This window comes from Pseudomonas sp., assembly GCF_036387035.1.
Lineage (GTDB): Bacteria > Pseudomonadota > Gammaproteobacteria > Pseudomonadales > Pseudomonadaceae > Aquipseudomonas.
The window spans coordinates 22,683-42,639 of sequence record NZ_DASVUM010000091.1; the positions used below are offsets into that span (position 1 = coordinate 22,683).

Genomic DNA, 19,957 nt, shown 5'->3' on the forward strand with positions numbered 1-19,957 from the left:
CCGAGCCACCGAGCTTGCTCGTGCAGAGGCCAGTGCGTCGGCGTTATTCGTCCGCGTTCGGGTCCATGCCCGGGAATAGCACTTCGATGAAGCCGAACCGGCTGAAGTCGGTAATCCGTGACGGATACAGACGGCCGATCAGATGATCGCATTCGTGCTGGACCACTCGCGCATGAAACCCGCGGGCTTCACGCTGGATGCGGTTGCCGTCAGGGTCGAAACCTTCGTAGCGAATGTGCTCGTAGCGATCCACCACACCGCGCAGACCGGGAACTGAAAGGCAGCCTTCCCAGCCCTCCTCCAGCGTCTGCTCCAGCGGGGTGATCAGCGGATTGAGGAGGATGGTCTGAGGCACGGCCTCCGCGTCGGGATAGCGATCACTGCGCTCAAATCCGAAGATCACCAACTGCAGATCGACGCCAATCTGCGGCGCGGCCAGGCCGACACCACCCACGCTTTCCATGGTCTCGAACATGTCCTCGATGAGCTGTTTAAGCTCACGGGAACCGAACATCGATTCAGGCACGGGCGGCGCGATGCGCAGCAGACGCTCGTCGCCCATTTTCAGAATTTCGCGGATCATTGCAGGGCCCTTGCAGCGAGCAGAGGCGCCGCAGTTGGACGCTCTCTGCTTTGATCGTTATCAGAACTTGTCGGTTTTCAACACCGGCGACGTCGGGGTGTAGTCGTTATCATGGTCGTGGTCATGGGTGTGGTCACGGCCGAGCCCGGACACGTGCTGCTTGATGTGCACCGTCTCAACACCCGCCGTGCCGTCGCGTTCACCCTCTTCTTTCTCGCCCTTCTCCTTGCCCTCGGCGGACATGTGCTCGATCACCGCGTTCATCTCCGCTCCCAGCAACAGCACCGCCGCCGAGATGTAGAAATACAGCAGCAATACAATGATCGCCCCGATGCTGCCGTACATTGCGTTGTAGTCGGCGAAGGTTTTCACGTAATAGGCAAAGCCCAGCGACGCAACGATCCATACCACGACCGCAAGCATGGAGCCCGGCGTGATGAAGCGGAAACTCTGCTTAACGTCGGGCATCACGTAATACATGATCGCCACCGCCACCATCAGCAGGAGGATGATCAGCGGCCAGCGCAGGATCGTCCACAGGGTCACGATGAAATCTTCCATGCCAATTTGCGCGGCGAGCCAGTTCATGACCTGCGGGCCGGTGACCATCAGCGCGGCAACCGTGAGCAACATCCCGGCGATGCCGACCGTATAGAAAACCGAAAGCGGGATACGCTTCCAGGCCGGCCGTGCTTCGACCACGTCATAGGCTGCGTTCATCGCACTCATCATCAGCCGCACGCCCGCAGACGCGGTCCACAGCGCAATGACGATACCGATCGACAGCAAGCCGCCCTTGGACTGTTGCAACTGGTCGATGACCGGATTGACCTGGTCGAGGGCTTGCGGCGGCAAGACCAGCTCGGATTGCAGTCGCAGCCAGCTGAAAAAGTCCGGCAGGTGCAGGAAGCCGATCAATGCGATGAGGAAGAGCAGGAACGGGAACAGCGAGAACAGCATCTGGTAGGCCAGTGCCGAGGCGTAGGTCGACATCTCGTCATCGAGAAACTCTTTGACCGTTCTGACCAGCACCGTCTTGATGCTGAGCTGGCGCAAGTGCGGGAATATCATGGCGTCTCCTTCGCGACACAGATGTAGCCAAAGCACGATTATTGATTCAGGTGTTCTACACGCGGTATGCATACGAGCAGGCAAACGCGTTGAAATTCCGTGTGTTGTCCCAACGGGCTGGCTTTTTACAGGGTGCCCGAGGGTGTTGGCTACAAATGATGTGTTTCAGGCAGTCGGCGACGCAAACAATAACGGCCATCAAAGGATGGCCGTCACGGTGTTGCAAATCAGTTCGCCTGGAACCCAAGGGCTCCGTGCGCAAGGGATTCAGACCTTGTCGACGCCTTTTTTGACGGCGTCTTTCGCGTCGCCAACGGTCTGTTGCGCTTCGCCTTTGACTTCCTGCGCTTTGCCTTCGGCACGCAGTTTGTCGTTGTCGGTGACTTTGCCGACGCCCTGCTTGACGTTGCCTACTGCTTCATTAGCCAAGCCTTTAGCTTTATCGCCGGTGCTGCTCATAGGGTTCACTCCAGGGTGGGATTAGAATGTCAAAGCTGACACAAGAACTGACCGGAGCGTCGAATCAGAGGTTCAATTATTTCGCGAGTGGGTTGACCAGCCCTGATGGGCGGGATTTTCCCATGCGTCCGCAGGGATACGGTTCGGGTGAAAAGCAGGCCTTTATGTTTCTTCGAGAACCCCGGAGAATGCGCGACCAAACCGGCCGCGCTCACAGCGCCGGGCCAGGTTGACGAGACCGTGATCCAGGAATGTTATGAAACTCGATAAGCAGCAGGCCATCGCGCGCCGCAACGAACAGCTTGGCGGCGCCGTGCTCGGCACCAATAACACGCACTTCGCCGTACTCGACCCCAAGCGCAATATCTGGTGGTTCGATTTGCCCATGAGCCGTCTGGCGGTCGGTCAGTACGAATGGCTGCATCTGCTCCTGCACACGCCGAGCACCGATGAGCTGATTCACTTGAAGGTGACCACCAAGTTCCTGCGTGATCAGAAAGACGCAGTGGTGGTTCGCAACGAAGGCAAGCGCAAATCCACCGTGAGCCTGGAGCTCTCGGCCGACAAGGATTCGTACTTGAAAGACATGCGCCCGAACGGCGCGAATCTGAGCTTCGCCAGCTTCGTACAGAAATGATCTGACGAGGTCATCCCTCAACCGCAGCGCAGGTTATCCGGCGCTGCGGTCGAGTGTCACGTCAGACCAGCTCGATCCGGTCGGCGTGAATGATGATCTGGCCCTGTTTGTACAGCGCGCCGATCGCCTTCTTGAAGTTGCCTTTACTCACGCCGAACAGGTTGCTGATCACCTGTGGGTCGCTCTTGTCGCTGACCGGCAGCACGCCGTTGTTGTCGCGTAGTTTGCCAAGGATCTGCGCGTTAAGGCTGCTGGCCAGCTGTTCGCCGACCGGCTGCAGGCTCAGGCTGATGTTGCCGTCGCTGCGCACTTCCTTGATGAAGCCTTTTTCCTGTTTGCCCGAACGCAGGAACTTGAACACCTCGTTCTTGTGAATCAGACCCCAATGCTTGTTGTTGATGATCGCCTTGAAGCCCATCGCGGTTTCTTCCGCCACCAGCAAGTCGACTTCCTGTCCGACTGCATAATTGGCAGGCACCTTGTCGAGGTAACGATCCAGACGCGTCGTTGCGGTGATGCGGCGCGAGTGCTTGTCGAGGTAGACATGCACCACGCAGTAATCACCGGCCTTGAGGGGCTGTTTCTCTTCCGAGTAAGGCAGCAGCAAATCCTTCGGCAGCCCCCAATCCAGGAAGATGCCGATGCTGTTGACTTCTACCACTTTGAGGCTGGCAAACTCACCGACCTGAACCTTGGGTTTCTCGGTGGTGGCAATTAACTTGTCATCGCTGTCCAGATAAATAAAGACGTTGAGCCAGTCTTCATCTTCGCTGGGAATATCTTTTGGAATATATCGATTGGGCAGCAGGATTTCGCCGTCTTGTGCCCCGTCCAGATATAAACCGAAGTTAGTGTGTTTAACCACTTGCAAACTGTTGTAGCGCCCGACTAAAGCCATGTCCAGATACCCTCGTTACGTGGGCGGCATTCTACCCGAATTCGGGCGGGCGTTCCGGATTGGCATCTGGTCCCGGTTCTGCCGCCCTGAAAATCAATGGGTATGCGAGCGCCCCAGCGTACCCGGTCGCGGACCGAAGCCATTCGTCAGGTCGCCAAGGCCAGTCGGCGCAGGGCGTACCAGCGGTTTCCAACCGGCCATCCATTTAAACAATGCAGCTAAAACAGTCATTTAGACGGGAACTGTCTAAAACTGAATGGCAGACTGGCGCACCTTTCACACGCCTGGCGACCGATAATTACCGAGCAATTTCCGGCCATTTCCGATAGGATGGCCGGCCGTATTAAATTTATATAGGTCAATAGCAGCCATGCGTGTAAAAGCATCCAACTCGAAAGCCAAGCCAGCTCCTGCCGTTGAGACCAGCGATTCGATCAACGCACAAATTGCAGCTTTCCTGAAATCCGGTGGCGAGATCCAGCAGATCGCCAAAGGCGTCAGCGGCCAGACCTTCGGCCCGTCCAAACAGATCTCCCTCGGCAAAAAGTAAATTTTCTCCCGCCTCCGCGGTCGACATCCAGGCGCTTTGATCACAAAGCGCCAGGTCTATCGCTCCCTCGCTGCACAAAGCTCTGCTTTACTCTCGTCACATGCCTGTCCATTCATAGCATTACGCATGGCTCATGTGAAAGAACGGACGATGCCCTGATCTGCTGACGTCTCTGCGGAAACCGATATGAACAAACGGATGATCATCGGCGCCCTGCTAAGCCTTGGGCTGACCGGCTGTGCGACGCACAGCTGTGACACTTCGGTGGCGGGCAGCACATGCCGCGCCGACTATCTGCTGTACCAGAACGACATGCTCCAGGCGAAGCTGCTGATCAACGAGCGCCGCGCCGAAAACGACGAGCTTGCGTCCGCCCTGCTTGAGCGGGCAGCGCGTGAAGACACGACCGGCGAGGCGGAGTTTTACCAGGCGATACTGCTCGTGCGTCAGAACGCCAGCCAAAAGCAGGTCGACGAAAAGCTCAATGATTCCGCCGATCGCAACTACCCGCTGGCCATTGCGTTACTGGCCCAACGGGCCGGTGTGCACGATCAGGAAAAGGCCGGTGCCTACCGTGCCAGGTACGAAAAGCTCGATGTCGCCACGAGCGGTTATCCCTCTTTCCCGCAAGCGTTGATCGTCGTCAATGAGCTGATTTCCGCGTCGAACTGATCGCGACGTTCGGCGCATCTGCATTGAATCGACCAATGGTCGCGAGTTATCGCCATTCGGCGGTATCCTTGCAACGCTCTAGTTCGCGGTTCTCGTCGGGCCATTCGGCTTCCGGACAGACACCTTCGACCCACTCCTACGAAACCTGAAAGGAGTGAAGCATGCCCTATGCTCGCTGTTTCACCCGTTGGACCGGTGCGGTGTTCGCCTGCGCCACCCTGATGCATCACGCCGCCAGCGCCCAGGTCATCGAGCGCGAACTGGGCGACTTCAGTCTCAAGCTCGGCACCACCCCAAGCCGCACCATGGCCCAAGGCCTGGTGACGCCGACCGGTGGCGACTCTAAATTCCATGGCGGACTCGACCTGACCCACGACAGCGGCTTCTACTTCGGCCAATGGTCACCCAGCACAGGGCTGACGTCCGACACTGCGCTGGAAGTCGATTCCTACATGGGATTCAAAAAGCCGTTCGACAAAACCCTCGGTTACGAGCTTGGCGTCATCCGCTACAGCTACCCGAACACCGACCAGCTCGACAGTCACGAGCTTTATGCCGGTTTTCGTATCTTCGACAGCCGCATCGGTACGGCCTTCAGCACTGATGCGGGCCGGCAGGACAGCAGCCTGTTCCTCGACCTGGGCAGCGTGATTCCGCTGGGCCTGGACCTGCGGATGCAGTACGGCAACCACCAGCTCGATTCACCGTCGATCATCGATGGCGGCGGCGTGGTCAATGCCTACAGCGACTGGTCTTTCAATGTCTCCCGGCCGTGGCTGGGGATGGACATGAACCTGATGTACAGCGGCTCAAGCCTGACCGGCGCCGATTGCAGCGCCTACAGCGGCCATAACCCTCAGTGTGAAAGCACCGTCACGCTCAAGGTCGTGCGCGCGTTTTTCTGATGAGTTGAACCGCAATGGCCCGACTTGCTCTATAACGGGGAGACGAACCGGCAAGGAGCTGTCATGGGCATTGTGTTGAAGACCTTCATTACGCTGTGGCTGAGCCTGGCGCTGTTAGCGGGGTGCAGTCAGATAGGTCTGACGTACCGGCATCTGGACTTCATCATTCCCTGGTCGCTCAACGACTATCTGGACATGAACGCTTCGCAGAAAGACTGGCTCGACGAGCGCTTGAAGGAGCACTTGAGCTGGCACTGCACCACCCAGATCCCCGGTTACCTCGACTGGCTGGACCGTCTGCAAGGGATGGTCGAGACCAACCAGGTCAATCAGGAGCAGCTCAAGGCACGCACCGCCGAAGCGCGGCAGGCCATCGCCACTCTCTCCAAAGAAATCACGCCGTCGGCGGTCGAGTTGCTTCGTCAGCTGGACGATCAGCAAGTGTCCGAAATGCAAGCGGCATTCGCCAAGGACCTGCGCAAGCATGAGGCCGAGTTCGTCGACCAGCCGCTGGACAAGCAAATCAGCGAGCGCGCTCAGCGCATGGAGAAACGTCTGACGCCCTGGATGGGCAAACTGAATGCCGCGCAGCAGGCGCGCGTGATGCAGTGGTCCACGTCGCTGGGCGAGCAAAATCGCCTGTGGATCGACAACCGAGCTCACTGGCAGTCACTGTTGCTCTCAGCCGTGAAACAGCGTCAGGCCGCAGATTTCGATCAAAGGATTGCCAGCTTGTTGCAGGATCGCCAGACCTTCTGGACACCCGAATACCGCGCGACGTACGACCACACCGAGCAGGCTGCGATTTCTCTGATCGCCGATCTGATGGCGCAGAGTACTGACGATCAACGACAGAAGTTACTGGCGAAGATCGCCGACGTGCGCAAGGACTTTACGGACTTGAGTTGCTACAAGAGCATGAAAAAAGCGTCCTGATCAGGACGCTTTCAGTATCAGGCGATTTGTGCTTTGGAGGCGACCTCATCGAAGGTCGCCGGATCCAACGCATCGGCCTGCTCATTCAGAACCTGACGCGGATGGTCATCGCCCGGAATGCTGCTGTCGATCAACGCCAGCAAGCTCGCGCCACGGGGGGTGAGGCCCAGGTGCTCGCCTCCTCCGGCTTCGCTGCTGGTCAGCGTCTCGAGAAACCCGCGCTTGAGCAGCAACGCTTGCAGCTCTGCGCCCGGCGCATTCAGTGAACCGGCGTTTCCGGCGCTGTTTTGTACGTCATGCAACAGGCGCTCGATCAGGTCCCAGTCGTATCGGTCAGACATGTTTCAACCTCCAGTGGGCCAACAGGGCAATACCCGTGACGTCCGGTCATCGGGCTTGATGCTCAGTGGTTGTGACCCAGCGGAACGCCAGCCGTTCAGCAGGCTGAACGGCTGGAGGAAGGGGCTTATTCAGTGACAGGCGGACGCGTAACGCGCTTTTTCAGCGGCGCCATCCCGTCCTGGCTGACCAAAGGCTCGGCCTTCGGGCGGTTTACCGATTTGCGCTTGGTAGGGCCCTTGGCGACGGCCTTCTTTTTGTCGCCCTTCTTGTCACCTTTGCCATCGGTCTTTTTCTTCTTCACGCCGACAGCCTTGCCCGACGCCTTGACCTTCTTCGGTCCGGTGTAGGTGCCTTTGACTTCCTTGATCGTGCGGCGCTCGAACTTCTGCTTCAGGTAGCGCTCGATGCTGGACATCAGGTTCCAGTCACCGTGGGTGATCAGCGAAATCGCCAGCCCTTCGCCACCGGCACGGCCAGTGCGGCCAATGCGGTGAACGTAATCGTCACCGGTGCGCGGCATGTCGAAGTTGATGACCATGTCCAGGCCGTCGACGTCCAGGCCACGGGCAGCGACATCGGTGGCCACCAGAATCTTCACCCCGCCCTGCTTCAGACGATCGATCGCCAGCTTGCGGTCCTTCTGGTCTTTGTCGCCGTGCAGCACGAACGCCTTGTACTCGAGCGCCACAAGGCGACCGTAAATGCGGTCAGCCATGGCGCGCGTGTTGGTGAAGATGATCGCTTTCTGGTAGGTCTCGTTGGCCAGCAGCCAGTTGAGGACCTGCTCTTTGTGTACGTTATGGTCGGCGGTGATGATCTGCTGCCGGGTGCCCGGAGCCAGCTCGCTGACGCTGTTGACCTGCAGGTGCTGCGGGTCTTTGAGCACTTTGCCGATCATCTCGCGCAGGCCCGAACCGCCGGTGGTGGCCGAAAACAGCATGGTCTGCTGACGGTTGGCGCATTCGCCGGCCAGGCGTTCGACGTCTTCGGCGAAACCCATGTCGAGCATGCGGTCGGCTTCGTCGAGGACCAGCAGTTCAACCTGCTTGAGGTCCAGGTTGCCAGCGTTGAGTTGCTCCAGCAGACGGCCCGGCGTGCCGATCAGAATGTCCGGCACCTTGCGCAGCATCGCGGCCTGGACCTTGAAGTCCTCACCGCCGGTGATCAGGCCGGCCTTGATGAAGGTGAACTGCGAGAAACGCTCCACTTCCTTTAGCGTCTGTTGCGCCAGCTCACGGGTCGGCAGCAGGATCACGGCGCGAATGTCGACACGCACCTTGGCCGGGCCCATCAGACGGTTGAGCATCGGTAATACGAACGCGGCAGTCTTGCCGCTGCCGGTCTGCGCCGTCACCCGTAGATCGTGTCCTTCCAGCGCCAGCGGAATGGCCGCTGTTTGCACAGGCGTAGGCTCGACGAAATTGAGTTCGGCCACGGCTTTTAGCAGGCGTTCGTGCAGGGCGAATTGGGAGAACACGGGTGTTACCTCGGCGTAATACAAAAAAACAGTCGCATAGGGTACCGGTTTAAGCCCGATTCGCCGAGCCTCTTTAGCTCAAAGGGCCTATTTTGTTACCGGATTTGGCCCGGACTGCCTTCCCTTTCACAACAATGCTCTAATCGCGCCCCGCATTTTTGTCAGGAGATCCAGCCCCCATGGACAGCCCTTCGCTTTGGCTACGCGCCCAGGAAATCTGGACGCTGCTGGAAAACCAGCCGATGCTGCGCGCGATCACCGGGCTGCTGATGCTGCTCATCGCCGCCTTTGTACTCGGGCGGCTGGCGCGATGGGTGACGCTCTATGCCATGAAGGCGCTGAGCCGCCAGCCGGCGCTGTTCTGGCTCAGCGATTTTCTGCACAACAAGGTCTTCCACCGGCTGGCCCAGGTCACGCCGTCGCTGGTGATCCAGTTCGGCCTCAATCTGGTGCCGAACCTGAGCGCCACCGCAAGCCACGTCATTGGCAACATCGCGCTGGCGTTCACTATCCTCTTTCTCATGCTCACCGTCGGCGCGCTGCTCAACGCGCTGCTGGACATCTACGCGCGCACCGAACACGCCCGCACCCGCTCGATCAAGGGCTACGTGCAACTGACCAAAATGATCCTGTACGTGTTCGCCGGAATCATCATCGTCGCCACGCTGATCGACCGATCACCGTTGTTGCTGCTCTCCGGGTTGGGCGCGATGTCGGCGGTGATTCTGCTCGTCTACAAAGACACGCTGCTGTCCTTCGTGGCCAGCGTGCAATTGACCAGCAACGACATGCTGCGCGTGGGCGACTGGATCGAAATGCCACAAGTCGGCGCTGATGGCGATGTGGTGGACATCACCCTGCACACCGTTAAGGTGCAGAATTTTGACAAGACCATCGTGTCGATCCCGACCTGGCGCCTGATGTCCGAGTCGTTCAAGAACTGGCGCGGGATGCAGCAATCCGGCGGACGCAGGATCAAGCGCAGCCTGTTCATCGACGCCAGCGGCGTGCGCTTTGTGTCCGATGAGGAAGAACAGAAGCTGACCCAGGTGCGTCTGCTGACGGATTACATGGGCCGCAAAAAAGCCGAGCTCAAGGCGTGGAACGAGGCCCAGGGCAACGTCGCCGAGCTGTCGGCCAACCGCCGCCGCATCACCAACATCGGCACCTTCCGCGCCTACACCCTGGCCTACCTGAAAAGCCACGCCGATATTCACCCGGACATGACCTGCATGGTCCGCCAAATGGAAACCACGGCCCAGGGCGTGCCACTGGAAATCTACTGCTTTACCCGCACCACCAGCTGGGCTGACTACGAGCGCATTCAGGGGGATATCTTCGATTACTTGCTGGCGGTGCTGCCGGAGTTCGGGCTGGGTGTGTATCAACAGCCGAGTGGGGCAGACTTGAAAACAGGCCTGGCGGGCTTATCGAATGTTCGAAACCAACGGGAAGATGAACTGCCGCCCGCCCCTCCACGCTCACAATGAAGAAGTGCGTAGCGAGTTGTTATCGGCCTGTTAACTTCAAACAACAAAAAGCCCGGCAGTTGCCGGGCTTCTGTTATTGCGATTCAGTAATACTGCCTTATTACAACCAGGCACTTACTGGTAACGCTGATAGCTGGAACCGAACTCTTTGCGGTTTTCAGCAACGATGACGGTGCCGGAAGCCTGGTCGGCGAAGGGCTTGACCGCGTCTTTGCTGGCGACCTTGCTGTCCAGGACGGTAGCGCTGGACGCATCGACGATGGCGCGTTGGCTAATCTGCTCTGGGCTGGCGAATGCAGAACCGGCGGCCAGGATGGACAATGCGAAACCGAAGGCGATGGACTTTTTCATGATGTAGATCTCCAAGTAGTTGCGGGTAAGTTGCTTAAGTTGTTTCGTTGGGGCCAATCTATTCGGTTGCCCCCGACATGAAAAACCACCCATGAAGATATCTAACATCACCGTCGCTGATGTCGTTAACGCGAGCGTCTACCCCGGCTGTTTCAGAGAACGGCTTGGCGTTGAAACAGACCGCGCCGACTGATCCACACCGATGAAACAATAACCAGCCCGCCCAAAAACAGCTTGCCCAGGTCTTCGTTCTGCCCCCAGATCAACAGATTGATCAGCAGCCCCATGGGCACGTGCAAGTTGTTCATCACCGCCAGCGTGGCGCCGTTGACCCTGCATGCCCCTTTGTTCCACCAATACATGCCGAGGGCGGTGGAGCACAGGCCGAGGAACAGCAACACCACCCACTGCTGAGGCGCATCCGGCAGATGCTGCGCGTTGCCGAACAGTAGAAACGCCGGCAACGCTACGGCCAGTGCGCCGAGGTAAAAATAGCCGAAGCGGCGGTAGTGCGGCAGATCGCTGGGGTGACGGGCCACCAGGTGTTTGTAGAGCACCTGCCCCGCCGCGTAAGTGAAGTTGGCCAACTGCAGCAACAGGAAACCACCGAGGAAATTCGGATCAACCCGGTCGTAACGGATGATGACCGCGCCCAGCACCGCCACAATGGCCGCCAGCAGGCCCCAGGGATTGAAGCGCCGATTGAGCGCGTCTTCAATCAGCGTGACGTGGAGGGGCGTGAGGATGGTAAACAGCAGCACTTCGGGGACCGTCAGCACGCGGAAGCTCAGGTACAGGCAGACGTAGGTGACGCCGAACTGCAATGCGCCGATCAGCAGCATGCCGCGCATGAAGGACGGCTCGACCTGACGCCAGCGCGTCAGCGGAATGAACACCAGACCGGCCAGTACGACGCGAAACAGCACGGCAAAGTAACTGTCGACGTGCCCGGCCAGGTAAACGCCGATGAGGCTGAAGGAAAACGCCTGAATCAGCGTCACGAAAAGTAGATAGCCCATGGTTGCCCCTTTTTTGAAGGCGGCGACCTTAGCCGGTTGATCTTGGCGTGTCTATTTAGCAGGCCGGCCGATTCGCGGATTGCGGCGTTGAAAGGTCAATCCATTTGCCATGGCAGCGGCGGGCATCTCGATCAAAGAAGTCGATTATCGACCGAAACCCATCCAGAAATTTGTTTTATCGACGGCAGCGCAGTACGCTCCGTCGACGCTGATGCGTGGGTTACAACGGCTCGCAGCTCAGGGAGATGCGCAGCTTGACGATGTCGCGGGTGAATTTTGCGGTGACTTCGGTGCTGCTTTTCGGCGCGACCTGGACCCGGCGCGTACGCGGTGCTTCCGGCCCGTTGCGAAAGACCACGCTGCACTTGGCCGGGACATCGCCAAAGTTGTTCAGGGTGATGTTGCCGATGTCGTAGGCGACGTCATGACTGTTGTAATCGACCTGCACGCCCTTGATGTCCTTCTCCACGTCGATGGGGTAGGCGAACGCGCTCAGCGGCAACATCGCCAGCAGCACACAACAGATTCTTTTCATGGGGCAGTCTCCATTCGGAAACCGCCAGCTTAGGACAACAGGAGCGAGAGATGAAAGCGCCCCGCGTGACCCTTGACCAATGGCGCACGCTGCAAGCCGTTGTCGACCATGGCGGCTTTGCTCAGGCCGCCGAAGCGCTGCACCGTTCGCAGTCGTCGGTCAGTTATACCGTCGCCAGGATGCAAGACCAGCTCGGCGTTCCGCTGTTGCGCATCGACGGCCGCAAAGCCGTGCTGACAGAAGCGGGCGAGGTGTTGCTGCGACGCTCGCGGCAACTGGTCAAGAATGCCAGCCAGCTTGAAGACCTGGCTCACCACATGGAGCAAGGCTGGGAGGCTGAGGTGCGTCTGGTGGTCGACGCCGCGTACCCGAACGCGCGACTGGTGCGGGCGCTGACCGCCTTTATGCCGCAAAGCCGCGGATGCCGGGTGCGGCTGCGTGAGGAAGTGCTGTCGGGCGTTGAGGAAGTGTTACTGGAAGGTGTCGCCGATCTCGCCATCAGTGGCTTCAGCATTCCGGGGTATCTGGGTAACGAGATGAGCAAGGTCGAGTTCGTCGCCGTCGCGCACCCCGGCCATGCCCTGCATCAGCTGCAGCGCGAGTTGAATTTTCAGGACCTGGAAAGCCAGCTGCAGGTGGTGATCCGTGACTCGGGACGCAACCAGCCACGCGACGTCGGCTGGCTCGGCGCCGAACAGCGCTGGACGGTCGGCAGCCTCGCCACCGCCGCTGCTTTCGTCAGCAGCGGGTTGGGCTTTGCCTGGCTGCCGCGCCACGTCATCGAGCGGGAAATCAACGAAGGCGTGCTGAAGATTCTGCCCCTGGACAAAGGCGGCAGCCGGCATCCGACCTTCTACCTGTATTCCAGCAAGGACAAACCGCTCGGGCCGGCGACGCAGATCCTGATTGAGCTGATTCAGAGCTTCGACACCGCGCCGCTGGATGCGCCCTTCCCCGCGCCACAGCAGATGCTGTGAATACTCACTGATACCGCGTACTCCTGTGGGACCGGCTTTAGCCGGGAAAGCGTCAGAGGCTACACCGCAAGATTGCCGGCGCCCACGCTAGCCTCTTCCCGGCTGAAGCCGGTCCCACTAACAACCGCGTTTACCCTGTGGGACCGGCTTTAGCCGGGAAAGCGTCCGGCGTCACGCCGCAAAATCGAGGGTGTTCAGGCTGGCCTCTTCCCGGCTGAAGCCGGTCCCACTGACATCGCGTATACCCTGTGGGACCGACTCCAGCCGGGAGAGCGTCAGGCGTCACACCGCAAAATCGAGGGTGTTCAGGCTGGTCTCTTCCCGGCTGAAGCCGGTCCCACTAAAACACCGCGTACTCCCGTGGGACCGGCTTTAGCCGGGAAAGCGTCCGGCGTCACACCGCAAAATCGAGGGTGTTCAGGCTGGCCTCTTCCCGGCTGAAGCCGGTCCCACTGACATCGCGTATACCCTGTGGGACCGGCTTTAGCCGGGAAAGCGTCAGGCGTCACGCCGCAAAATTGAGAGTGTTCAGACTGGCCTCTTCCCGGCTGAAGCCGGTCCCACAAAAACACCGCGTACTCCTGTGGGACCGGCTTTAGCCGGGAAAGCGTCAGCCGTCACGCCGCAAATTTGAAGGTGCTCCATCCTGCCCATTCCCGGCTGAAGCCGGTCCCACAAAAACGACGAACGCCACACCCCTACTGTCCAAATCCCGGTAAACGTGCTTCCCTTACGACCTGTTTTTTCGCAGTCGACATCAATTCAGGACTCTGCCCATGCTGAAGAAAATCGCCCTCTCCGCCGCTGCTGTGTTGTTCGCGAGCAATCTGATGGCCGCTCCCGCGCCTCACGTCGTGCTGACCACCAGCTTTGGCGATGTGGAAATCGAGCTGAACCAGGACAAGGCGCCCGTCAGCACGCAGAACTTCCTCAAGTACGTCGACAGCAACTTCTACAACAACACGATTTTCCACCGTGTCATTCCGGGCTTCATGGCTCAGGGCGGCGGCTTCACGGCACAGATGCAACAGAAACCCACCAACGACCCGATCAAGAACGAAGCCGATAACGGCCTGAACAACGTCCGCGGCACCGTTGCCATGGCGCGTACGTCGGACGTCAACTCGGCCACCAGCCAGTTTTTCATCAACGTGAAGGACAACGCGATGCTCGACCACGGCGCCCGTGACTATGGCTACGCGGTGTTCGGCAAAGTCGTGAAGGGCATGGACGTCGTTGACCAGATCGTCAACTCGCCGGCCGGCAACAAGGGCGGGATGCAGAACGTGCCGCTGGACCCGATCCTGATCAAGACGGCAAAGCGCGTGAACTAAGCGTATCGAAAGCGCAAAAGCCGGGCGCCTGCCCGGCTTTTGCATTTTCGGGACCCGGCGACTTGAATCAGCGTGAGCAATCACGCTCTCCTGCGGTCTGATCCGATGACCGTCGTCGAGCAGCTCCCGAGCCGCTGTACCCCCCTCATTGAAAGGAGAGCCCGCTCAAGCGTGGGCGTGAATGCCAATGCTCTATCGCCGTTTTGAACAGCTGATCGATATCTTCCGCGAAGCCCCCACTGCCGCCCCGCCCAACACCGTCACCTCGTTTTACCTGTATTACCTGCGCCAGGTGTGGCCCACCTTCGCCGCACTGCTGGTGGTCGGACTGGTCGGAGCGCTGATCGAAGTGTCGCTGTTCAGCTACCTGAGCCGCATCATCGATCTGGCCCAAGGCACGCCAAACCCGAATTTCTTCCGCGAGCATGCGTTCGAGCTGACGTGGATGGTCGTCGTCGCGCTGGTGCTGCGACCGATCTTTGTCGCCCTGCACGATCTGCTGGTGCATCAGACCATCAGCCCCGGCATGACCAGCATGATCAACTGGCAGAACCACAGTTACGTCCTCAAGCAGAGCCTGAATTTCTTCCAGAATGACTTCGCCGGGCGCATCGCCCAACGCATTGTCCAGACCGGCAACGCACTGCGTGATTCCGCGGTGCAATCGGTGGATGCGTTGTGGCACGTGCTGATCTATTCGATCAGCGCGCTGGTGCTGTTCGCCGAGGCCGACTGGCGCTTGATGATTCCGCTGCTGAGCTGGATGTTCGCGTTCATCCTGGCGCTGTGGTACTTCGTGCCACGGGTCAAGGAGCGTTCGGTCATCTCTTCCGATGCGCGTTCGAAACTGATGGGCCGCATCGTCGATGGCTACACCAACATCGCCACGCTCAAGCTGTTTGCCCACACCAATTCCGAGCAGCAATACGCCCGCGAGGCCATCAGCGAACAGACCGAGAAGACCCAGCTGGCAGGCCGCGTGATCACTGAAATGGACACCGTGATCACCACGCTCAACGGGATTCTGATTGTGACTACCACGGGGCTGGCGTTGTGGCTGTGGACGCAGTCTTTGATTTCCGTGGGCGCCATTGCGCTGGCGACCGGTCTGGCGATTCGGATCGTCAACATGTCCGGCTGGATCATGTGGGTGGTCAACGGCATCTTCGAGAACATCGGCATGGTTCAGGACGGCCTGCAGAGCATTGCGCAGCCGGTGGGCATCACCGACCGCGACGCTGCGCCGAAGCTGGCGGTCAGCCGTGGCGAGGTGAAATTCGAAGACCTCGACTTCCAGTACGGCAAGGGCAAAGGCGTGATTCATGGCCTGAACCTGAACATCAAGCCAGGCGAGAAGATCGGTTTCATCGGACCGTCGGGCGCCGGCAAATCGACGTTGGTGAATCTGCTGCTGCGTTTGTATGACGTTCAGGGTGGACGGATCCTGATCGACGATCAGGACATCTCCCACGTCGCTCAGGAAAGCCTGCGTTCGCACATCGGCATGATCACGCAGGACACGTCGCTGTTGCACCGCTCGATCCGCGACAACCTGCTGTATGGCAAACCTGACGCAACCGACGCTGAACTGTGGGAAGCCATGCGCAAAGCCCGCGCCGACGGGTTCATCCCCCTGCTGACGGATTCCGAAGGCCGCACCGGGCTGGATGCCCATGTGGGCGAGCGCGGCGTGAAACTGTCCGGTGGTCAGCGCCAGCGCATCGCGATCACCCGCGTGCTGCTCAAGGATGCGCCAATCCTGATCATGGACGAGGCGACGTCAGCGCTGGACTCGGAAGTGGAAGCGGCGATTCAGGAGAGCCTGGAAACGCTGATGCAAGGCAAGACGGTGATTGCCATTGCTCACCGGCTGTCGACGATCGCGCGCATGGACCGGCTGATCGTGCTGGAGAACGGCGTGGTCGCAGAGAGCGGGACCCATGCCGAGCTGCTCGCGCACAAAGGCTTGTATGCACGCTTGTGGGCGCATCAAACCGGAGGCTTTGTTGGCGTGGATTGATCGCGCCACTTTGGCGATTCAGGACCTGCGCGAACTGTGGGAGCCGGCTTGCTGGCGAACCCGTTCTGGCATTCGCCACTGAGGTGGCGGAATAATCGTGTTCGCCAGCAAGCCGGCTCCTACAAGCGAATGTGTCTGTTCAGGGCACCGATGGTGTATTCCGAACCGGGCTCGCCGACAACTAAAGCCTTGGAAGCTTAGCGCTACTCAACCTGCCGATACGGCAACGCGCTGCGCGCTTCCTCGGCGTAGGCCAGAATCCCCGCCCGTTCCTGGGTCAGAAAATCCGCCACCGCCTCCCGCAGCCCCGGGTGCGCCAGGTAATGCCACGAGTGGGTGATGACCGGCTCGAAGCCGCGAATCAACTTGTGCTCGCCCTGCGCGCCGGCGTCGAAGCGCTTGAAACCGTGAGCAATGGCGTAATCCATGCCCTGATAGAAACACGTCTCGAAGTGCAGCCGATCAAACTCGGCCAGGCAGCCCCAGTAGCGGCCGTAAAAGCTGTCGCCGCCAATCAGGCTGAACGCCATGGCCACCGGGCGTCCCCCCTGTCGCGCCAGTACCACGCGAATCGCTTCAGGCATGCGCTCGGCCACGAGGCTGAAAAATTCCCGCGTCAGGTAAGGCGTCTGCCCACGCACTTCGTAGGTATTGGAGTAGCAGGCGTACACAAAATCCCAGTGCGCCTCGCTCAGCTCGTGCCCTTCAAGCCAGTCGAACTCAAAGCCCTGCCCCGCCACTTGCTCGCGCTCTTTGCGCATTTGCTTGCGCTTGCGCGAACTCAAGGCATCCAGGAAATCCTGAAAGTCCCGATAGCCGCGGTTTTGCCAGTGGTACTGACAGCCGATGCGCTGCAGCCAGCCGGGCTGTTCGGCGAGCAGCGCGTCGGCCACCGGATCGGTGAAATTGACATGAACGCTGGACAGCTCCTCGCCCTGGGCATAGCCCGGAAGACAGGCGAGCAGCTCGCGGCCGTCCTCGGGCGTCTTCGCCAACAGCCGCGGCCCGCTCACGGGGCTGAACGGCACGGCCACCAACAGCTTGGGGTAATAGGCCAGACCGGCGCGACGGCAGGCGTCCGCCCAGGCGTGATCGAATACGTACTCGCCGTAGGAATGCCACTTGCGATACGCCGGCAGCGCGGCAATGAGTCGCTCGCCTTCGTACTGCAGCAGATGCTCGGCGCGCCAGCCGGAACGAGGCCCGAGGCTGCCGCTGTCTTCGAGCGAACTGAGGAAGGCATGGCGCAGAAACGGCGAGTCGCCGGGGTTCAAGGCGTCCCACTGTTCAGGCGCAAGATCAGACAGCTTATCCAAACGGTGTAACGACATCAGCACCCCCACTTCTGTGCGTTGCAAGCGTGGCGAGTATCACCGATTCCGAAACATTTCACATGACCTACCTGCAGCGAAGGCTCTAGCCCGCCGCTTTGCTGCATTCAAACCGTCATCGATATGCCATCACTTTGCCACTGTTTAGTCATAAACGGCCGCAATACTGGCGCCTGTTTTTAGAGCGGCAGCTTCTAAGCGCTCTCCCTTTCCCCGTCCGTCATTGGTCGGTTGTTCCCGGATGATTCGGTCATCCATCCTCAGTCACGGAGATTGATATGCGTCTTGCTTCCACGAAAACTGCGGCAGCCCTGTGTGGTGGTGTGCTGTTGGCCATGAGCGTTCCGGCCAGCGCCGCAGTCGACGCGAAACTGCTCGACATGCTCAAGGCCAACGGCTCGATTTCAGCGGCTCAGTACGCCGAACTGCAGACCGAGCTGAGTAAAGATCAGCAAGCTCAGCAACAGGCCCAGCAACAGGCGCAAAAAGCCACCGCCGACCAGATCGCCGCCGCCACCGCGGCCAAGTCCTCCGAGCTGTCTGCCTTCGAGCAGAAAGTGGCATGGGCGGCCAAGACTCAGTTCAAAGGCGACGTTCGTGTTCGCCAGGAGACGGTCAAGATCGACGACCAGAACAACAGCCAGGACAAAAACCGTCAGCGTATCCGTGTGCGTCTCGGCGCCTACAGCGAGATCAACCCGCAGGTCAGCACGGGTATCCGGATCGCCACCGGGGGCGACAACAAGGCCAACTCCACCAACGTTGACCAGAACGACTACTTCACCAAGAAAGACCTGTGGCTGGATCAGGGCTTTATCGACTACCACCCAACCGCCATTCAGAACCTGCACGTGATCGGCGGCAAAATGGCTCAGCCGTGGGTGAGCGAAGGCGATGTGATCTGGGACAACGACATCAACCCTGAAGGTCTGGCCGCGACGTACAGCCTGCCGATCAACAAAGGCTTCGAGCTGTTCGGCAGCGCCGGCACCTACACCCTCAAGGACAACATCAGCGGTGAAGGTACGCAGTTCAAGAACGACCTGCGTTTGAACGCGGCTCAGTTGGGGACGCGGATCGCCATCACCGACAACGTGAAAATGACGGTCGGCGGTTCGGTCTATAACTACGAAAACTCCAACGACTGTAACCCGGCCGCTGCCAGCACCAGCACGACGTTCTGTGGCTTGAGCATCAACGGCAACAACACCACCGACTTCCGTCTGTACGAAGGCTTCGGTCAACTGGACCTGACCGGCCTGGCAGTGCCGGTCGGCCTGTACGGTCAGTACGTGGTCAACAGCGCCACCAACAGCGACGAAGACACCGCCTGGCTGGCTGGCGTGAAAACCAAGGTGTTCGGTTTCGGTCTGGACTACAACTACCGCGATACGCAGCGTAACGCTGTGGTGGGTGCATTCACCGACTCGGACTTTGCCAACGGCACGACCGGTTCGCGGGGTCACAAGCTGAGCGTGTCCTACGACATCGACAAGAACTTCGCGGTCGGTGCGACGTACTTCCTGACCAAAGCGGACTTCGCCACGTCTGCGCTGCCACGCGATCAGGACGCCAACACGCTGCAACTGGACGTACTGGCGAAGTTTTAAGGGGGACGGCTTCACGCCGCACGTTGCAAGCTAAAGCTAAAAGCGGCGTGCTCCTGCGGCTCGAAGCCGCTACAGACTTCAAGCCCGCCGTTGCCTGTCGGATCCCCATCATCCGTTCCGACAGAGCAGCGCTGGGCTTTTTTTGCGATGCCATACGCCGAATTATGCAGGAGCGTGGCTTGTCCCGCGATCGGCTGCGAAGCAGTCGTTAAACCTTGCGACGCCCATGCTTGCTGACATACCGCATTCAACGTGTTGCTGCCGCTGCGCGCCAGATCGCGGGACAAGCCACGCTCCTACGGTGGGTCGGTGTCGAAGCAGGAAGACGGGGCGGTGCGCATATCGGCGTGCGGCGAACGCGAAATCCAGCGGCCTGCGCAAAACCTGTGGGAGCCGGCTTGCTGGCGAACGCGGTGGGTCACGCGAAGGTGATGGCACAGGCAGACCGCCTTCGCGAGCAAGCTCACTCCTACAGGGGATCGGCGTCGAATCGGGAAATCGCGGCGGTGCCCATATCGGTTTGCGGCGAACGCAAAAGCACAGGCGCACGCAAAACCTGTAGATACTCTGTTCTTGGTCAAGCTTTTTGCAGGTGTTCTTCGCTAAAAAGCTTGGCCGTATCGAAGTTTTCGCCGTTGCGCATGCATGCCCACAAACCTGTCAGGTATTTACGCATTACTGCGCAGATCGCCTGCATTTTGCGCTTGCCGCGGCCAACCAGCCCCTCGTAAAAACCCTTCACGTAGGGATCGCAGCGGAT

21 protein-coding genes and 1 pseudogene are annotated in these 19,957 nt (G+C 59.6%); 10 read left to right on the forward strand and 12 right to left on the reverse strand.

The window, feature by feature from the left end:
* Window positions 1–43: 43 nt before the first annotated feature.
* From def to VF672_RS08415, 3 genes are all read right to left on the reverse strand, one after another.
* Complete coding sequence (def, locus tag VF672_RS08405) at window positions 44–583, reverse strand: peptide deformylase (RefSeq protein ID WP_331103563.1); 540 nt, start codon at window positions 581–583, stop codon at window positions 44–46.
* A 60-nt stretch (window positions 584–643) separates the two neighbouring features.
* Complete coding sequence (locus VF672_RS08410) at window positions 644–1,654, reverse strand: YihY/virulence factor BrkB family protein (RefSeq protein ID WP_331103565.1); 1,011 nt, start codon at window positions 1,652–1,654, stop codon at window positions 644–646.
* A gap of 267 nt (window positions 1,655–1,921) precedes the next feature.
* On the reverse strand, window positions 1,922–2,113 hold the full coding sequence (locus VF672_RS08415) for a CsbD family protein (RefSeq protein ID WP_331103567.1): 192 nt from the start codon (window positions 2,111–2,113) through the stop codon (window positions 1,922–1,924).
* 256 nt (window positions 2,114–2,369) lie between these two features.
* On the opposite strand from VF672_RS08415, the gene VF672_RS08420 reads away from it, so the two are divergent.
* On the forward strand, window positions 2,370–2,750 hold the full coding sequence (locus VF672_RS08420) for a hypothetical protein (RefSeq protein ID WP_065992698.1): 381 nt from the start codon (window positions 2,370–2,372) through the stop codon (window positions 2,748–2,750).
* 61 nt (window positions 2,751–2,811) lie between these two features.
* Here VF672_RS08420 and VF672_RS08425 read toward each other — a convergent pair whose 3' ends face one another.
* Window positions 2,812–3,648: a CvfB family protein gene (locus VF672_RS08425; RefSeq protein WP_331103571.1), complete on the reverse strand. Its 837-nt coding sequence runs from the start codon at window positions 3,646–3,648 to the stop codon at window positions 2,812–2,814.
* A gap of 370 nt (window positions 3,649–4,018) precedes the next feature.
* Here VF672_RS08425 and VF672_RS08430 point away from each other — a divergent pair, with 370 nt between their 5' ends.
* The 4 genes from VF672_RS08430 to VF672_RS08445 all read left to right on the forward strand — a co-directional run bounded on the left by VF672_RS08430 (window position 4,019) and on the right by VF672_RS08445 (window position 6,711).
* The gene (locus VF672_RS08430; RefSeq protein WP_037012170.1) at window positions 4,019–4,198 is read left to right on the forward strand and encodes a hypothetical protein; all 180 of its coding nucleotides are present in this window, start codon (window positions 4,019–4,021) and stop codon (window positions 4,196–4,198) included.
* Window positions 4,199–4,384: 186 nt separating this feature from the next.
* Window positions 4,385–4,870: a hypothetical protein gene (locus VF672_RS08435; protein ID WP_331103574.1), complete on the forward strand. Its 486-nt coding sequence runs from the start codon at window positions 4,385–4,387 to the stop codon at window positions 4,868–4,870.
* A 161-nt stretch (window positions 4,871–5,031) separates the two neighbouring features.
* The gene (locus VF672_RS08440) at window positions 5,032–5,775 is read left to right on the forward strand and encodes a TorF family putative porin (RefSeq protein ID WP_331103576.1); all 744 of its coding nucleotides are present in this window, start codon (window positions 5,032–5,034) and stop codon (window positions 5,773–5,775) included.
* A gap of 63 nt (window positions 5,776–5,838) precedes the next feature.
* Window positions 5,839–6,711: a DUF6279 family lipoprotein gene (locus tag VF672_RS08445; RefSeq protein ID WP_331103578.1), complete on the forward strand. Its 873-nt coding sequence runs from the start codon at window positions 5,839–5,841 to the stop codon at window positions 6,709–6,711.
* Between the two features lie 17 nt (window positions 6,712–6,728).
* On the opposite strand, the gene VF672_RS08450 is transcribed toward VF672_RS08445, so the two are convergent.
* Both VF672_RS08450 and VF672_RS08455 read right to left on the reverse strand, forming a co-directional pair.
* On the reverse strand, window positions 6,729–7,052 hold the full coding sequence (locus VF672_RS08450) for a transcriptional regulator (protein WP_331103580.1): 324 nt from the start codon (window positions 7,050–7,052) through the stop codon (window positions 6,729–6,731).
* A gap of 125 nt (window positions 7,053–7,177) precedes the next feature.
* Window positions 7,178–8,530, reverse strand: coding sequence for a DEAD/DEAH box helicase (locus VF672_RS08455; protein ID WP_331103582.1), 1,353 nt, complete (start codon window positions 8,528–8,530; stop codon window positions 7,178–7,180).
* A gap of 179 nt (window positions 8,531–8,709) precedes the next feature.
* On the opposite strand from VF672_RS08455, the gene VF672_RS08460 reads away from it, so the two are divergent.
* The gene (locus VF672_RS08460; protein ID WP_331103584.1) at window positions 8,710–10,020 is read left to right on the forward strand and encodes a mechanosensitive ion channel family protein; all 1,311 of its coding nucleotides are present in this window, start codon (window positions 8,710–8,712) and stop codon (window positions 10,018–10,020) included.
* Between the two features lie 114 nt (window positions 10,021–10,134).
* Here the strand turns inward: VF672_RS08460 and VF672_RS08465 are convergent, their stop codons facing one another.
* From VF672_RS08465 to VF672_RS08475, 3 genes are all read right to left on the reverse strand, one after another.
* Window positions 10,135–10,371 carry a hypothetical protein gene (locus tag VF672_RS08465; RefSeq protein ID WP_331103586.1) on the reverse strand — a complete coding sequence of 79 codons (237 nt, stop codon included), beginning with the start codon at window positions 10,369–10,371 and terminating at the stop codon, window positions 10,135–10,137.
* 152 nt (window positions 10,372–10,523) lie between these two features.
* Window positions 10,524–11,390 carry a carboxylate/amino acid/amine transporter gene (locus VF672_RS08470; RefSeq protein ID WP_331103588.1) on the reverse strand — a complete coding sequence of 289 codons (867 nt, stop codon included), beginning with the start codon at window positions 11,388–11,390 and terminating at the stop codon, window positions 10,524–10,526.
* Window positions 11,391–11,610: 220 nt separating this feature from the next.
* Window positions 11,611–11,925, reverse strand: coding sequence for a 3-phosphoglycerate kinase (locus VF672_RS08475; RefSeq protein ID WP_065992674.1), 315 nt, complete (start codon window positions 11,923–11,925; stop codon window positions 11,611–11,613).
* Window positions 11,926–11,975: 50 nt separating this feature from the next.
* Here VF672_RS08475 and VF672_RS08480 point away from each other — a divergent pair, with 50 nt between their 5' ends.
* The 3 genes from VF672_RS08480 to VF672_RS08490 all read left to right on the forward strand — a co-directional run bounded on the left by VF672_RS08480 (window position 11,976) and on the right by VF672_RS08490 (window position 16,256).
* Window positions 11,976–12,902 (forward strand): LysR family transcriptional regulator, encoded by a 927-nt coding sequence (locus VF672_RS08480; protein WP_331103591.1) that lies wholly within the window; start codon window positions 11,976–11,978, stop codon window positions 12,900–12,902.
* Between the two features lie 776 nt (window positions 12,903–13,678).
* Entirely contained in the window at window positions 13,679–14,236 is a 558-nt protein-coding gene (locus VF672_RS08485; protein WP_331103593.1) for a peptidylprolyl isomerase, read from the forward strand.
* A gap of 187 nt (window positions 14,237–14,423) precedes the next feature.
* The gene (locus VF672_RS08490; RefSeq protein WP_331103605.1) at window positions 14,424–16,256 is read left to right on the forward strand and encodes an ABC transporter ATP-binding protein; all 1,833 of its coding nucleotides are present in this window, start codon (window positions 14,424–14,426) and stop codon (window positions 16,254–16,256) included.
* Window positions 16,257–16,459: 203 nt separating this feature from the next.
* On the opposite strand, the gene VF672_RS08495 is transcribed toward VF672_RS08490, so the two are convergent.
* Window positions 16,460–17,587: a GNAT family N-acetyltransferase gene (locus VF672_RS08495; RefSeq protein WP_331103595.1), complete on the reverse strand. Its 1,128-nt coding sequence runs from the start codon at window positions 17,585–17,587 to the stop codon at window positions 16,460–16,462.
* A 278-nt stretch (window positions 17,588–17,865) separates the two neighbouring features.
* On the opposite strand from VF672_RS08495, the gene VF672_RS08500 reads away from it, so the two are divergent.
* Window positions 17,866–19,197 (forward strand): putative porin, encoded by a 1,332-nt coding sequence (locus VF672_RS08500; RefSeq protein ID WP_331103597.1) that lies wholly within the window; start codon window positions 17,866–17,868, stop codon window positions 19,195–19,197.
* A gap of 11 nt (window positions 19,198–19,208) precedes the next feature.
* Here VF672_RS08500 and VF672_RS08505 read toward each other — a convergent pair whose 3' ends face one another.
* Both VF672_RS08505 and VF672_RS08510 read right to left on the reverse strand, forming a co-directional pair.
* Entirely contained in the window at window positions 19,209–19,484 is a 276-nt protein-coding gene (locus VF672_RS08505; RefSeq protein ID WP_331103599.1) for a hypothetical protein, read from the reverse strand.
* A gap of 290 nt (window positions 19,485–19,774) precedes the next feature.
* Window positions 19,775–19,957, reverse strand: a pseudogene (locus VF672_RS08510) (IS110 family transposase); the annotation flags it as partial.